This is a genomic window from Ruegeria sp. AB11, assembly GCF_056536325.1.
This window is the reverse complement of the sequence record NZ_JBQFJO010000001.1, coordinates 1,480,001-1,495,437: the sequence shown is the minus strand read 5'-3', so window position 1 is coordinate 1,495,437 and position 15,437 is coordinate 1,480,001. Positions and strand designations below refer to the sequence as shown.

Sequence of the window (15,437 nt, the reverse complement as noted above, 5' to 3'; positions counted from 1 at the left end):
GAGGTCGCTTGTTTCTGATCAGGATTCCGGACCTTCGCACGCAATGATCTGATCCATCGTATAATCAGTCCAACCGGGAACCATAACGGAGACAGGCCATTCAGGATCGAGGTTCGGATTCTGCGCTGCTTCGATAACGGCCCGGCCCTCGTCCGTGGCGTTTTCCCAGAGAACCGGATCGACCAACACCAGTTTATCCGCCGGAGCGTTGCCATTCAGGACGTCAACGGCAAGTGCCACGCCCGCACCCCCGACAGATCCCGGATTGGTCACCGCCGCTCCATTCAGCCCCTCAACTTCTGTCAGGTATTGAACAAACCCCGCATTGTCAGCGCCGACGATCGGCACCAATGGTGCGCCAGATTCGACAATAGCGTCGACAATCACGTTGTCGATACCACTGGTCCAGACGCCATCAAAAGGAACACCTGTCGCAAGGAAATCGAACATCTGCTGCTTGCCCTGGTCTTGCTGCCAGCCGGTAAAGACCTCATGCACGACGTTAATATCAGGATGCTCGGCCAACGCACGCTTGAAGCCGTTGTCGCGATCTGTATCCGCCGAGACACCGGCAATACCGCGCATGTAGACAACGTCTCCCGAACCACCAAGTTGCTCGAACAGCCACTTCGCGCCCAGATAAGCGTACTGCTCCTGGTTGTTGGACAGGATATAAGCCCCTTCTGCCGATACGCCTGCGTCTACCGCGACAACCACAATCCCTTTGCTGATCGCCGTATCAATTGCCGAGTTCAACGCGTCCGGGTTCGACGGGTTCAGGACGATCGCGTCAACACCTGCCGCAATCAAATTGTTCAGATCTTCGAGCTGACCTGCACTGTCCGTATTGCGATGAGACACAATAAGGTTCGCCACATCGCCCTCGACCAAAGCCTGTGCTCGCATGGCACAGATCATCTGCTCACGCCAGCCGTTTCCCTGCACGGTGTTGGACACACCGATCGTATAGCTTTCAGCGGCAGCAGAAGTCGCCATTGTACTACCCAACGCAAAAGCTGTCAGGGTCATCTTAAGATTTCGCATGTTGTTTCCCTTTCTGTTGTTGTTTTACTTCAGGGGCTTGGCGCCCTCGTCATTTGATGTACGGCTGCAGAACATCACGGGCGAGAGTGAAGCCACGCTTCACCTTCTCGTCCGAACCTTCAAACAGCCGATCCTCATGTTCGATGATAACTGGGCCGTCATATTCGGCCCTGTAGAGTTCCGAGAAAAACTCCGGCCAGTTGACATCGCCCAAGCCGCACAAGCGAGGCACCTGCCACCCCATGCCTGCGCTCATTACGCCGCGTTCGTACAAACCTTCACGGTCAATCATCACGTCCTTGGCGTGGACGTGTTCCATATTCGAACCAAATTCACGGATGAAGCGCCCCTGGTCGATCATTTGCCAAACCAAGTGACTTGGGTCGAAATTCATTCCGACGGCATCACCCCATTCTTCAAAAATGCGCCGCCATATCATTGGTGAATGAGCGATATTGTGGCCGCCGGGCCATTCGTCGTAGCTGAAGATCATCGGGCAATTTTCAAAGCACAGTTTGACACCAGCTTCTTGTGCGTGGGCGATGATCGGAGCGAAGATGACCCGGGCCCGATCCCAGTTTTCATCTACATTCAAGCTTCTGTCTCCGCCGACAAAAGTATTGACCACAGAAATGTTCATGATCTGCGCCGCCGTGATCACCTTTTTCAGATGAGAGATAACTTCGTCACGGTGAGAGGGATCTGAATGCAACGGGTTTGGATAATAGCCCAAACCGGATACCTCGATATCCAGATCAGTCAGCATGCCTGTAATCTCCGAGGCCTGCACTTGCGTCAGATCACTGACGTCGATGTGTGACGTCCCGGCATAACGCCGCTTTTCACCGCCAAGCGAAGGCCAGCACGCGATTTCCAAAGCTGAAAATCCGCTCACCGTCGCCCAGGATGCCACATCCTTCAACGGCATGTCCTCGAATGGTGCTGTCAAAAGCCCAAGTTTCATAGTTCACTCCGGATTTCTTGAATTTGAACCCATCGCCCCTCTCTGGAGGATCGAAGCACGGCGTCGCAAAAGAGCATCTCTTCATGCCCGTCTTGGAATGTTGCCCAGGTTGAGCCGGCTTGCCGCCCCCCGCTTAGAACGTCCGAATACACGGCGCGAAAAAACGCATGAAAGCTGTCGGCAAATCCTTCGACGTGCCCCGGTGGCAAAGTCGCCGAAGCCGAACCGGCAAAGTTCATCAGCGAAATATCCCGCATCAAATTTTGATTGGGTTCGTCGCGGTGCCCGATAAACAATTGCTCGGGCATTTCACTGTCCCAAGCGGCGCTGGATTTTGATCCGGTAATATCCCAACGCAGAGCATTTTTTCGGCCAAAATTTACCTGACTCGTCGACATCACTCCTTTCGCGCCACCCACATAGCGGATCAGGATCATTGCGGCGTCATCGGTATCTACAGTCACGGTGTCGGCTTCTCCGCTGGCACCGGAGAATGTTTCTATGGATCCTACAGGGCGCTCGCGTTCGGAGATGAAGTTGGCAAGTTCGGCAAAGACCTCGTCAATCTTCAGGCCGGATACGAAGCCCGTTAGATCGGCCCAATGTGTCCCGATATCCCCGACCGATCGCAGCGCACCGCCAATCTCGGACTGCAATCGCCAGTTCCAATCGGTACGCTTGGCCAGCCAGTCCTGATGGTATTGCCCACTTACGAACCGAATATCCCCAAGCTTGTTGTCACGAACCATTGCATGTGCGTGCTGGTTCAATGGGTAGAACCGAATGTTGTAGCAGATTGCGGCGATTTTTCCGGACGTCATTGCGACTGACACCATTTCAGCGGATTGTTTGGATGTCATCGCCAGTGGCTTTTCACAAACCACATGCTTGCCAGCCTTCAATATGGCCAACACTTGTTGGTAATGCGCATGATTGGGTGAGGTCACATGCACCACATCGACGGTCTTGTCTGCGACCAGTTCATCGATCGAAGGATAGGCCATCTGCACACCCAATTCTCGGGCGCGTAGAGAACCTCGCTCAGCGCTCGAACCTAGGACACCAACCACCTGAACTCCAAGACGTCGTAACATTTGTATATGCAACGACCCAATGAAACCGGCACCGATTACAGCAGCACGAATAGTTCCGAAAGCAGTCATCACTTACACCTCCAGCCAAAAGTGCCGTCACCGTGTGGAAGACCAAACATTGCAACTCTGTAATCGATTACATCGTGTGGTAAAAAAGGGGAGAAATTGCCAAATTGATACCCAGACCGAGAGCTCTCACTAAATCCCACGAACAAATAGGAATATGCTCTTGCGGGCGCGGCGCCGGATGCCAGTCCCAAGCCATAGATACTACAAATTTCTCTGAGCTTAGAGTTTATGATCGATCCAAATGACAGTTCCTCGCCCCCCTCTGCGCCGTTTTGGTCCATGATTGGAGAAACAGCTTAAGTTCAATTGATTTCGAGTTATGAAATCGATTACATAATCACGGCAGCTGATGCGAGTTGTCAAGAATATATTTCAGGAGCGATCTGACCACATGGCCCAAAAACCCGCTACAATTCAGGATGTCGCAAAAGCTGCAAAGGTTTCGACGGCCACCGTCAGTCGGGCCTTGAGCAAACCCGACCTCTTATCCGAAAAGGCGAGAAAAGCGGTATTTGAAGCCATCAAAACAACAGGTTATCGGGTGAACCGCGCCGCACGAAACTTGCGAACAAGACAAGCGGGAGCTGTACTCGTTTTGGTGCCAAACTTGGCAAAACCGTTCTACTCGATGGTTCTGTCAGGCATCAATGACGGCTTTGAAAACAGCGGCCTCGAAGTCCTCATCACCGACACTGAAAGCAGTCCGATTATCGAAAATGATCTTGCTGGCCGATTCCTGGATGGCAGCATAGATGGTGTTATTTCGCTTGACGGCTCGGTATCCAAATCGGTGCTGGATCACTGCCGGGCGGCCAACGTGGCAGACAGGATCGTCTTTGCCTGCGAATGGAGCACCGATACAACATTCCCGTCCATTCGGAGCGATAATACCGAAGGCGCACGATTGGCAATCCGGCATCTTCACAAGCTGGGCCATCGAAGTGTGGCTCATGTTACCGGCCCCGAAGGCAATGTCCTGACCCGAGCTCGGCGGACGGGCATGATTGAAGAGCGGGAAAGGCTCAATCTTCAATCCAGGCCCCAATGGATCATTAGGGGAGATTTTTCATTAGAATCCGGACATGCGGCAGCTGCGCAGATTCTGGCAATGCCGGAACGCCCTAGCGCTGTATTCTGTGCAGCTGATATGGTTGCTTTCGGCCTGATTTCCGGGTTGCAACAGGGTGGACTTTCCGTTCCACAGGACATTTCCGTTGTTGGCTTTGATGATATTGAAATGTCTGAGTATTACGTGCCAGCTCTGACAACTATCCACCAAGACCGTCACAAAATCGGAATGCAAGCAGCTGAGCGGCTTATGCTCAGGTTAAACGGACAAGCCGACGACAATGAAGTCAGTATTGTCGACGTCGAGTTGATCGTACGTGACAGTACGCGTCCTGTATAGAAATAACCAGAACCCAGTCGCACGGTCTGATTCTTGAAAACCATGTATGGGCCAAACTGCGGGCAGACTGAGTGCCGTGAGACGGATTCCGTCAATTCTTGACGCGATTTTTAAGATTACCATTTTGTGGAGCTATGATCACGTAACTCAAAAGGACAACTAAACACCGCAGCCCACCAATAGCGCAGGCGGTTCGGGTCAGCGGCTCGACACAGAACCTAACCAAATTGTTCCCTTCCTGTTCTTTCCTGTGTGCAACCTTTGAGGGGATCGCCTCGTCTCAACCAGCGCTTTCTGAGCAAACGGTACTGCCTTGATGCACGTAAGCTTTTCGACGTGCGACCAAAGTCCTCGACGAGCTTGAGACCCCAAAGACACTTAGCCTAGCCCGGACCCGTCAGTAATCCGAGCGGGACAAAGCTGCGCGCAAACTGAATGGGTTTTATGACGCGATTGCAAAAGGCATTCGCGCCTCAGCTCTTCAGGCCAGGCTTGAAGATCTCGAAGCGCAGATCGCCGAACTTGATGCGAAGCTGTCTGAGCCCGCGCCATCGCCGGTGCGACTGCACCCAAATCTGTCTGAACTCTATCGCTCCAAGGTCACTGATCTGGCACAGGCGCTATCGGATCCGTCTATCCGCACAGTGGCTTTGGAGATCATTCGGGGCTTGATCGAACGTGTTACGATCCAACATGAACGGGATGGCGTGCAGATCGAACTGGAGGGTGCCCTGGCAGCAATGGTTGGGCTGGCCCAAAACGACAAAAGCCGCCTTGCGGCGGATGGTTCGGTAAAAGTGGTTTCGGGAGGGTGCAACCACCGTTGTCGAATACGGTTGCAATGTCTGGTTTGAAGCCTCAAATCAAAAAGCCCTCGACCACTTATTCAAGCATCGGTCTGCTAGTCGAAGGTACTCGCGCCGCCTCAGCACGATTTTTTAGAATTAGTTTCTATTCCAAGATGATCCGCCCTATGACCAAACAGGAAGTCATAGAAGCCAAAACGTTCGGCAAAAGAAGCATATCGACTATATCAGAGCAGTTAGAAGACGCCATTCATTAGATGAGGCAATAGACCGAAGACAATCCTATCGTTACTCTGCCTTCAAGTTATCATTCATAAACAACGAACAGGATTCTTCAGAAAGACTTTCAATGGCGAGTGAAAACGAACCTCCAATTTCTGAAACGCGCAGGCTTGCAGTTGTCGCGTTCGCAGATGTTGCCGGTTTTTCCCGCCTAATGGCAGAAGACGATGTTTGGACAAGCAACCAGTGGAAATCGCTCAGAGAAGAGTTGCTGTTGCCATTGCTTAAGCAATATGATGGCCGATTGGTCGAAACTGTCGGAGACGCGATCCTCGTTGAATTCAGCAGCGTGGTGGCTGCCTTGAAATGGGCTGTCGACGCTCAGAAGAAACCACATCCAGAGGCGCAAAGGGGCACCCGTGAAAATTTGCAATTAAGGATTGCAGTAAATGTCGAAGATGTTTTGGTGAGCCACGGAAACATATTGGGTGACGGCGTCAACATTGCCTCGCGTATTCATGACGCTGCAGCGCCGGGTCAAATCGTTGCGACAGGACTGGTTCGAGAACTGGCAGGAAGTAAGATCAATGTTCGCTTCAGAGATATTGGTACGCCGCGACTAAAAAACATCAATCGAGTTATCCACTTGTTTCAGGTTGTGCCACTGGAAACTTCTTCCTCAGAAAGCGCGAGCCTACACCAACCTTTCATTGAATGGACATCGCGACCTACAGTGGCCGTCTTGCCATTTCGCGCGTCTTCTGGCCATGAAATGGAAGAGTATTTTGGATCAGGGATCACCGAAGACATTATCAGCGGCCTATCCCGCAGCCATGCATTTCACGTAATCGCCCGCGCCTCCACATTGCGTTTTGCCAATCGATCGATTGATCTCCAGGAGATCGCGGCGCAGTTGGGCGTAAACTATGTAATGGATGGAAACGTGCGCCGACAGGGCAATCGGCTTCGGATTACAGCGGAATTGGTTGATGTTGCCTTGAACCGATCAATCTGGTCCGAGTCGTTCGACGGGACCGCCGAAGATCTGTTCGATTTTCAAGACACAATAGTTGCCGCAGTTGTCGGCTCATTCGAGCCCCGCCTGAACGCGCACGGGATTGAACGCGTTCGAAATCGCTCTACCCATAGCCTTGATGCGTATGATTGCGTTCTCAAGGCGGCATCAGAACTGTATCGGTTCACAGATGAGGGGTATCATCAATCCGGAATAGCGTTGCAAAGGGCTATGGAACTGGATCCTACCTATGCCAGAGCCTATGCTTACTCCGCTTGGCGATTGAATTACCTCGTTGGCGAGGAACGCTCCAACAATCCTGAGCGCGACAAACTGCTGGCTGTTGAGCATGCCAGACATTCCATCGCATTGGATCCTGATGATCCTTTCTGCCAAGTGGTCGCTGGGCATCTGACAAGCCTCATTGAGGGTGATCCGCATCAAGCGATGTCGATGTTTGATCTGGCCCTGTCCCTCGATCAGAATAATGCACTCGGCTGGGCAACCAGTGGAGTAACATTGTCGTATTTAGGCCGAAGAGACGAGGCGATACCCCGGTTTCAGAATGCATTTAAACTAAGCCCGTTTGACACCTTGAACTTTACTTGGTGGACCGGGGTTGGAATCGCCGAGTTTTCCTCGGGAAATTATGCTGAAGCGATTTCCTGGTTGCAGAAGGCACGTCAGGTCAACTCTCGCTTTATTGCGACCTTGAGAATTCTGGCGGCCAGTCTTGCAATGAACGGTCAAGAGGAAAAGGCACGGGCCGTTGGAGCCGAGATTCTAAGGCTCGACAAAGATTTCTCGGTGGATCGGTTTGTTTCGTGGTATCCATTTGTACGTAGAGAAGACAAATTGGCCCTAAAAAGTGGGTTATTTATTGCGGGTTTGCCGCGTTAGAGGACTTTGAGTCGACGAAATCTCAAGTCCATATTATTCGATAGGGGGATTTCCAATGACTTCTAGAAAGGACACAGCCAACGGCATGGGTAGTGGCATGGGCATGGGTCGCGGCATGGGCATGGGCATGGGCATGGGCATGGGTAGTGGCATGGGCATGGGTAACGGCATGGGCATGGGCATGGGTAGTGGCATGGGCATGGGTCGCGGCATGGGCATGGGCATGGGTAACGGCATGGGCATGGGCATGGGTAACGGCATGGGCATGGGCATGGGTAACGGCATGGGCATGGGTAACGGCATGGGCATGGGCATGGGTAACGGCATGGGCATGGGCATGGGTAACGGCATGGGCATGGGTGCGATCCCGGTCGGAGCTGACGGTGGCATCGGCTTTATCCGTAGCTACTATGCTACCCCCATTGAACTGGCGCTGTTGCCTTGGTCGCTTAACTTCACACCAGACAATTCCGGTGAAACTCCATTTCCGCTCGAATTCATAATCAATCCCTACCAACCTAACAGTGACCCGCTGGAATGGACGACCGCCGACTGGGATCCGGATTTGCGTTTCTGGACACTTCCGTTTGATCCGCAATTGGGTGAGTGGCTGCGCGCCGCTGACCGGAGTGAGCCCGGTACGCTCGCAGCCCTTGAAATCGCTGGGCAATTTGGGAAATGGTTACCGATTTCCCTTGGCCGCATCCCGCCAGGTATCGACCCGATTAAGCTGCGTTGGCTGGAAGCAAACGACCTGAAATGGCAACCCGGAGATACAGCCGCTGAGAATTTGGCCGCGTTCCTATTTATCAAGGGCGAGTTGGAGAAACTCAAAATCTATATGGAGGACGATCGGTGGAACTATCTTGTGGAAAGCGACGTCCAGGCAGATGGTCTACCGGATTATCTCATTCATTTTCTGGGCATCAATTCGTTTGATCACCCCAATACGCTCGACCTGATAAACGTCGGGCTGGCAATAGGTAACGTGATCTACATGGCTTACAAAGCACATTACAAAAGAGTGCGACCATCGATCCTCCGCCCCGGCCTGACTGTACCGTTCGGCCCACCCGCACATCCGGCATTCCCAAGCGGACATTCATTTCTTGCGCATTTCATTTCGCTTCTTTTGCTAGAAATACCGGGAATTTATTACCGCTACGGAGTGCTGAAAGATAAAGTTTCGATTGATGGTGCGGATATTGTTCCAAGCCCAGAGGATGGGCAACTGCTTCGGAAACCACGATGGAGTGACTTGCGCGGGACCGCGCCCATAAAGTCACCACTGCTTGCAATTGCGCATCGAATAGCAGTGAACCGAGAACGTATTGGCGTGCACTACCCGACCGACAGTACGGCCAGTCGCCATCTGGCTGCAGGTATTTGGGATGCCCTGTTTGACAGAGCCAACGACACAGACGTCGATGGAAATCCAATAGCGGGTATCGATTGTCCGACGCTGATGACGGTGCTGGACGCGTCAAAAGTCGAATGGCCCACGCCATGGGACAGTGATCCTGTGCCGGAAGTCATATGAACTGAATAACCCGCAACCCAAGGTTATTGTCATTAGCTACGAGGTCGGTCAACGCTCGGGGTGTTTTGGGTAGGTTGCTGGATGTTGTCCCGACAGCAACCCCAAGGCTTTGCAGCGGATCTGTATTGGCACGATCGTCTGGACAAGTGATTTCATAAAGCGCCAGACCATACGCTGTGCTACCTTGCGGTCGGTCGGCGTACACTATTCGCTTAATCTCAGCCAGGGCTTCGCCCTCGTCGTTGAACGGCAGAACCCGCCTGTCGCCTGCTCCAATGTCCGGCAAATTGTCTTCCTGTGAAAAGAGCGGAAGCCAGATAATAATGGAGGAAAGACCCCAATCCTCCTCGGGATTAAAGACCACCCCATACCAGCGGCGAAGCGTGCAGCCCTCAGCTGCAACCGATCCACGATTCCCGAAAATCACCTGATCCGGCATTATCCATTGCGCATCATCACGCCAATCTAGCGAGACCGGACAATAACTGCCCACGCCGTAATTGAACCAACTTCCGTTCACCATTTCTCTAAGCGGTCGGGAATCTTCGATATAGACATCGACGTCAGGCGCTTTGCCCATGCCATTATGCGTCTCTTCAATGTTCTCGACAAACATGCCTTGCGTTTCAAATGACCACCGTACCACTTTGTGGACCATACCCCCTTTCCAACCATCCGGTTGGGGTAGGTTATTTGGTAGATCTGGGCTTGGAGGCATTTCAATCACTCCAGCCTGCAAACGGTCAATTTGTTCGATCGCGAGCTCCAGCATTTCTGCCCTAGATGGTGATTGTCCGAATGATTGGATTGCCCTTACCAACAAATACATCGTCACAAAAGACGCACGTTGGCGCAGGTAAACATCCGGTGCGTCCGCATCCATCGAATCTCCACCCAGTGCGCGATAAAGCCGGAAGAGCGTTGTCGAAAGAATTTGTTCTGTCAAATAACCCTTCAGGTCATCACAACCAGTCGGCGGTGACTCAATAACAGACCGGTTCAATTCTCCGTACCACGCCCAACCTAACGTGGGGGATCTGTCGTGGCGACGCGTTGAAAAGACGAATGGAAATGTGATTCCGCGATAGCTTCCAGCGACACCATTTCGTGGGTCAGCCAGCCTAGACTCCGGATCACAAACAATAGCGGCCATTGCGTCACCGGCGCTGTGCGCAAAATCAAATTCAAGCTTCCCAAGACGCGCAGCCAACAAATAGTGCCCAAACTCATGAAGCATCCAGCGCTTGTCAGTCGCGAGGCCAAGGGGCTGCGCCCAGGTACGCTCTCCGTCACTGTTCAATGGCCGGTCCCAACGTGTCAGTTCTGCAAGTGCGAGATTCATTCGAATTGTCGGCAACGTCGCAGCATCAGATTTGCAGTCATAGGCGACCTGTGCGTTCACCGTTCGCCCATCTTTGCCAGGACCCGGAGCAATACCGTACCGGTAAAAGATCTGGATGTCCCTTTCTGCCCGAACAACGAAATCGTCCAAGATAATTCCAAACGATCTCAACAATTCGAAAAATTCAACGCAGTTAACATAGGCAAGTAACGCTGAATACTCATTACTTCGTAGTAGAATCTCCTTGTTCGCAGGTAGCCTCAAAACTTTGGTCGGTCCTGGATTGCCAAGTCCATCCTGGTCTCCCGGAACAAAATCTGGGCATCGTCGAACACGAAACCCCAGATCTTCCAGCGTCAATTCATTCCCGTTCGTCAGTTTCCCCAACTCTCTGAATCGATCAAGGAAATCATCTGTACGAGTGGGTCGCCTTCGATCCCACTCGTAAGGCAATGCGGGATTTGCAGGATCAAAGGGTAATTTCGAAGCAGGTGGAACTTGAGTCCAGATTTTTGCTTCGCCCTCACCTATATGGGTGATCAGTGGGCAATTTTCAGTGGATAGCAATTCGAAGTGGAATTGCCTCTGTTGCGCACCGTCATTTGGAATTGCCTTAATCTTGTTGGTTACCAAATAGCTCAAACGATTTGGAAATCGCTCGATTGACCCAAGCGCTTTCGAAACTGTTTCTATAACAACCGGTTCTTCCAGAAAATCCGGGTCAACATCGGACAAGACAAAGATTTGCTCTAGATCGATGGACCTCGGTTCAACGGAAGCCGCGGCTCCAATTTGATTCAAGATATCAGATGGGTAGTTTACCAAATCATTTGTAAGCGCCCCAAGTTCGATCTGGCGTTCCTCTCGAGACGGAAAAGCGGCCTTGGCATCCACGGTCGACCAACTCTGTTGCGATACAACCGGGTACTCTGCTGTGAACGAGCGAATGATGAAACGGAGTTTACCGCCATCAGTTTTCTCAACCAGCATAGGAACGCTGACACCGATAGAGAACTCGGCAGGTTCCCCCTGATTATTTATGAATTCCGTCGCCACCATAACTATTGTCGCTGGCAATCTGTGGAGTTCATCGTGGGACAGGTTCCATGACGCAATTTGAGGTGGGTTGTCATCCGCACCACTGTCAACCGGAGGCCAGATATTCAGCCAGTGAACCAAGTCCCAGTTTCCAGCTTTGGCGTTGTCATTAAACTGATTTCCGCCCCACCCTTCAGGCCAATTCAACGATTGCCCATGTCTTGTTAGATAATCTTCAACTTTATCCAAATAGTCCGATGCAATAGCTCCAAGTGTTTCCCGATCAGACTCTTCATCCGTTGCGATGGCGATATACGGCGCATCGGAATGCGATATTAGTCGCGAACGCCGCTCCGAATTTGGATACTCGCGCTCAAATCTAAGCCACGGTGGTGGCCAACTGTCAGAGTTGTAAGGTTCTGGCGGCCAATTTGGAAAATCAATAGACAAAACTATGCTCCCTTTCCTTCAGAAATAGGTTTGATTGAGTTGGGGCACGTAACTTCAAATTAATCGAAATTTTGAGATTCCGATAGTATGATAACTCAACGGGTAGGTTTGCCGAACGACGGACGATAGTTACGGACTGTTAGAAAAGGGGGCTTCTAGCGCGCTACTACCTAGTAACATGGTATAGAGGAAGCGGGTCTCCTAGATCCGCCCAGTGATAGTTCATTGCGATAAAGCCACTGAAAAATCGGTCCATAAGTTACGGGAGGTATTCATAGATTCAACCAACTGCCACAAACTGCGAAATGACACTAAGAACCTCTCTGAATATATGCCATTGTCGGCTATCAGAGATTCGATTGGTCCCTGAATATGGGACATATACAATTGAACTCATTGGGGAACTGGCGGGCTTGATGGCGTTGGGAACATCTCAGAACGACAAAAGCCGCCTTGCGGCGGCTGGTTCGATAAAAGCGGTTGCGGGAGTAGGATTTGAACCTACGACCTTCAGGTTATGAGCCTGACGAGCTACCGGGCTGCTCCATCCCGCGTCAGAGTCAGATTTGTATCATCGTGTTAGAGAGAAGGGGGATTTTACTAGGTTTGGCGGTGACCTACTCTCCCGGGGCTTAAGCCCAAGTACCATTGGCGCGGCAGTGCTTAACTTCCGGGTTCGGGATGGGACCGGGTGTTTCACTTGCGCTATGACCACCAAACCGAGGAAAATCCCCATCGCTCTTTTTGCAGTGCAAAAAGGCGACGCGCGGCAGGCAGCGTATTCGCGAAGCGAATGCGCGTTGCCGCACGGTTGTTATGTCACCTTACGGGGTTTCACATCAATCAACGTTGTCCAACTCAAGGTCGGTGTATGCTTCTGGTTTGATTTTGTCTTTCCATTACTGGATCAAATCAAGCCTATCGGGCGATTAGTACCGGTCAACTGAACGCATTACTGCGCTTACATCTCCGGCCTATTGACGTGGTGGTCTTCCACGGCCCTCAGGAGACCTTGTTTTGAGGGGGGCTTCCCGCTTAGATGCCTTCAGCGGTTATCCTGTCCGATCATAGCTACCCAGCACTGCCGTTGGCACGACAACTGGTCCACCAGTGGATCGTTCACCCCGGTCCTCTCGTACTAGGGGCAACTCCTCTCAAGTCTCCTACACCCACGGCAGATAGGGACCGAACTGTCTCACGACGTTCTAAACCCAGCTCACGTACCTCTTTAAACGGCGAACAGCCGTACCCTTGGGACCTGCTCCAGCCCGGGATGAGATGAGCCGACATCGAGGTGCCAAACACTGCCGTCGATATGGACTCTTGGGCAGTATCAGCCTGTTATCCCCGGCGTACCTTTTATCCGTTGAGCGATGGCCCTTCCACTCGGGACCACCGGATCACTATGGCCGTCTTTCGACTCTGCTCGACTTGTCAGTCTTGCAGTCAGGCTGGCTTCTGCCATTGCACTCAACGAGCGATTTCCGACCGCTCTGAGCCAACCTTCGCGCGCCTCCGTTACGCTTTAGGAGGCGACCGCCCCAGTCAAACTACCCGCCACGCAGGGTCCCGGATCCGGATAACGGACCGCGGTTAGACATCAAGAGTGCGAAGGGTGGTATCTCAAGGGAGGCTCCACGGATACTTGCGTTTCCGCTTCAAAGCCTACCACCTATCCTGCACATCACAATCCTGATGCCAGTGCGAAGCTGTAGTAAAGGTGCACGGGGTCTTTCCGTCTAACCGCGGGAAGCCTGCATCTTGACAGGCAATTCAATTTCGCTGAGTCGATGTTGGAGACAGCGGGGAAGTCGTTACGCCATTCGTGCAGGTCGGAACTTACCCGACAAGGAATTTCGCTACCTTAGGACCGTTATAGTTACGGCCGCCGTTTACCTGGGCTTCAATTCAAGGCTCTCACCTCTCCTTTTAACCTTCAGGCACCGGGCAGGCGTCAGACCCTATACGTCGTCTTGCGACTTCGCAGAGCCCTGTGTTTTTAATAAACAGTCGCCACCCCCTGGTTTGTGCCCCCAGCCCCTAGTTGCCTAGGAACCGGGCCTCCTTCTCGCGAACTTACGGAGGTATTTTGCCGAGTTCCTTCAACATCGTTCTCTCAAGCGCCTTGGTATGCTCTACCAGTCCACCTGTGTCGGTTTAGGGTACGGTCTGATGGAGGGCTATTTCCAGGAACCACTCAGCAGCCCAATCAATCCGATAAGATTGAACTACACCTGTGATCCGTCACATCCTCCTGGCCTAGGAATATTAACCTAGTTCCCATCGCCTACGCCTTTCGGCCTCGGCTTAGGGGCCGGCTTACCCTGCTCAGATTAGCTTTAAGCAGGAACCCTTGGACTTTCGGCGAGAGTGTCTCTCACACTCTTTGTCGCTACTCATGTCATCATTCTCACTAGTGATCTCTCCACCGGATGGCTCACGCCCCGGCTTCATCGAAAGAACCTATGTCTGCGCTACCGCCTATTCGGCTACTTGAGCGCGATTACTCGCGCCGCATAACCGGCGGCAATATAGACAAGGTTCTATGTCACACTACGCTCTGCTACCGATGCTTACGCATCCCTAGACTTCGGCTCATGGCTTGAGCCCCGTTACATCTTCGCCGCAGGACAACTTATTTAGACCAGTGAGCTGTTACGCTATCTTTAAAGGATGGCTGCTTCTAAGCCAACCTCCTGGTTGTTTTGGTCGTCCCACCTGCTTTCCCACTTAGCCATGAATTGGGGGCCTTAGTCGTAGGTCAGGGTTGTTTCCCTCTCCACTACGGACGTTAGCATCCGCAGTGTGTCTGCCATCTAGTACTCCCGGGTATTCGGAGTTTGGTTAGGATCAGTAAGCCTGTGGGGCCCCATTACCCATCCAGTGCTCTACCCCCCGGGGTATTCGGATGACGCTCTACCTAAATAGATTTCGCAGAGAACCAGCTATCTCCGAGTTTGATTGGCCTTTCACCCCTAGGCACAGCTCATCCCGATCCTTTTCAACGGATGTGGGTTCGGTCCTCCAGTAAGTGTTACCTTACCTTCAACCTGGCCATGCCTAGATCACTCGGTTTCGGGTCTGATCCCACGAACTCATTCGCCCTATTAAGACTCGCTTTCGCTACGCCTACACCTAACGGCTTAAGCTTGCTCGTGAGACCAAGTCGATGACCCATTATACAAAAGGTACGCCGTCAGCTCGCAAGGAGCCTCCGACTGATTGTAGGCGTTCGGTTTCAGGTACTGTTTCACTCCCCTCGTCGGGGTGCTTTTCACCTTCCCTCACGGTACTGGTTCGCTATCGGTCAGCAAGGAGTACTTAGCCTTCGAAGGTGGTCCTCCGATCTTCAGACAGAATTTCACGTGTTCCGCCCTACTTAATACGTCCATCAAAGCTTCCTATACGGGGCTGTCACCCGCTATGGCCACGCTTCCCAACGTGTTCTAGTCACTTATCTGGCTCGGCTGGTCCCCGTTCGCTCGCCGCTACTAGGGGAGTATCAATTGATTTCCTTTCCTCCGGGTACTTAGATGTTTCAGTTC

General features: G+C 52.3%; 8 protein-coding genes, 1 tRNA gene and 2 rRNA genes (1 of these 11 cut by a window edge). 4 read left to right on the top strand and 7 right to left on the bottom strand.

Annotated features, from left to right (window positions below; translation table 11 throughout):
- Positions 1 to 18: 18 nt before the first annotated feature.
- Genes ACR3EJ_RS07615 through ACR3EJ_RS07605 form a run of 3 tightly spaced genes read right to left on the bottom strand, consistent with a single transcriptional unit; the run spans position 19 to position 3,171 of the window.
- Positions 19 to 1,044, bottom strand: a complete 1,026-nt coding sequence (locus ACR3EJ_RS07615) for an ABC transporter substrate-binding protein (protein ID WP_170547624.1) — start codon at positions 1,042 to 1,044, stop codon at positions 19 to 21.
- A gap of 49 nt (positions 1,045 to 1,093) precedes the next feature.
- On the bottom strand, positions 1,094 to 2,008 hold the full coding sequence (locus ACR3EJ_RS07610) for a sugar phosphate isomerase/epimerase family protein (RefSeq protein ID WP_170547626.1): 915 nt from the start codon (positions 2,006 to 2,008) through the stop codon (positions 1,094 to 1,096).
- Positions 2,005 to 3,171 carry a Gfo/Idh/MocA family protein gene (locus ACR3EJ_RS07605; RefSeq protein ID WP_170547628.1) on the bottom strand — a complete coding sequence of 389 codons (1,167 nt, stop codon included), beginning with the start codon at positions 3,169 to 3,171 and terminating at the stop codon, positions 2,005 to 2,007. Before ACR3EJ_RS07605 ends, ACR3EJ_RS07610 begins: the two co-directional genes overlap by 4 nt.
- A gap of 391 nt (positions 3,172 to 3,562) precedes the next feature.
- Between ACR3EJ_RS07605 and ACR3EJ_RS07600 the strand changes: the two genes are divergently transcribed.
- The 4 genes from ACR3EJ_RS07600 to ACR3EJ_RS07585 all read left to right on the top strand — a co-directional run bounded on the left by ACR3EJ_RS07600 (position 3,563) and on the right by ACR3EJ_RS07585 (position 9,062).
- Positions 3,563 to 4,579, top strand: coding sequence for a LacI family DNA-binding transcriptional regulator (locus ACR3EJ_RS07600; protein WP_170547630.1), 1,017 nt, complete (start codon positions 3,563 to 3,565; stop codon positions 4,577 to 4,579).
- A 557-nt stretch (positions 4,580 to 5,136) separates the two neighbouring features.
- The gene (locus tag ACR3EJ_RS07595) at positions 5,137 to 5,433 is read left to right on the top strand and encodes a hypothetical protein (RefSeq protein ID WP_170547632.1); all 297 of its coding nucleotides are present in this window, start codon (positions 5,137 to 5,139) and stop codon (positions 5,431 to 5,433) included.
- 301 nt (positions 5,434 to 5,734) lie between these two features.
- Positions 5,735 to 7,522, top strand: a complete 1,788-nt coding sequence (locus ACR3EJ_RS07590) for an adenylate/guanylate cyclase domain-containing protein (protein ID WP_010438704.1) — start codon at positions 5,735 to 5,737, stop codon at positions 7,520 to 7,522.
- A gap of 55 nt (positions 7,523 to 7,577) precedes the next feature.
- Positions 7,578 to 9,062, top strand: coding sequence for a phosphatase PAP2 family protein (locus ACR3EJ_RS07585; protein WP_480422906.1), 1,485 nt, complete (start codon positions 7,578 to 7,580; stop codon positions 9,060 to 9,062).
- Here ACR3EJ_RS07585 and ACR3EJ_RS07580 read toward each other — a convergent pair.
- The 4 genes from ACR3EJ_RS07580 to ACR3EJ_RS07565 all read right to left on the bottom strand — a co-directional run.
- On the bottom strand, positions 9,055 to 11,892 hold the full coding sequence (locus ACR3EJ_RS07580; RefSeq protein WP_170547669.1) for a hypothetical protein: 2,838 nt from the start codon (positions 11,890 to 11,892) through the stop codon (positions 9,055 to 9,057). The genes ACR3EJ_RS07585 and ACR3EJ_RS07580 overlap by 8 nt on opposite strands.
- A 480-nt stretch (positions 11,893 to 12,372) precedes the next feature.
- Positions 12,373 to 12,446 (bottom strand) — tRNA-Met (locus ACR3EJ_RS07575).
- A gap of 50 nt (positions 12,447 to 12,496) precedes the next feature.
- Positions 12,497 to 12,611 (bottom strand): 5S ribosomal RNA (gene rrf / locus ACR3EJ_RS07570).
- A 189-nt stretch (positions 12,612 to 12,800) separates the two neighbouring features.
- Positions 12,801 to 15,437 (bottom strand): 23S ribosomal RNA (locus ACR3EJ_RS07565); it runs 226 nt beyond the window's last position.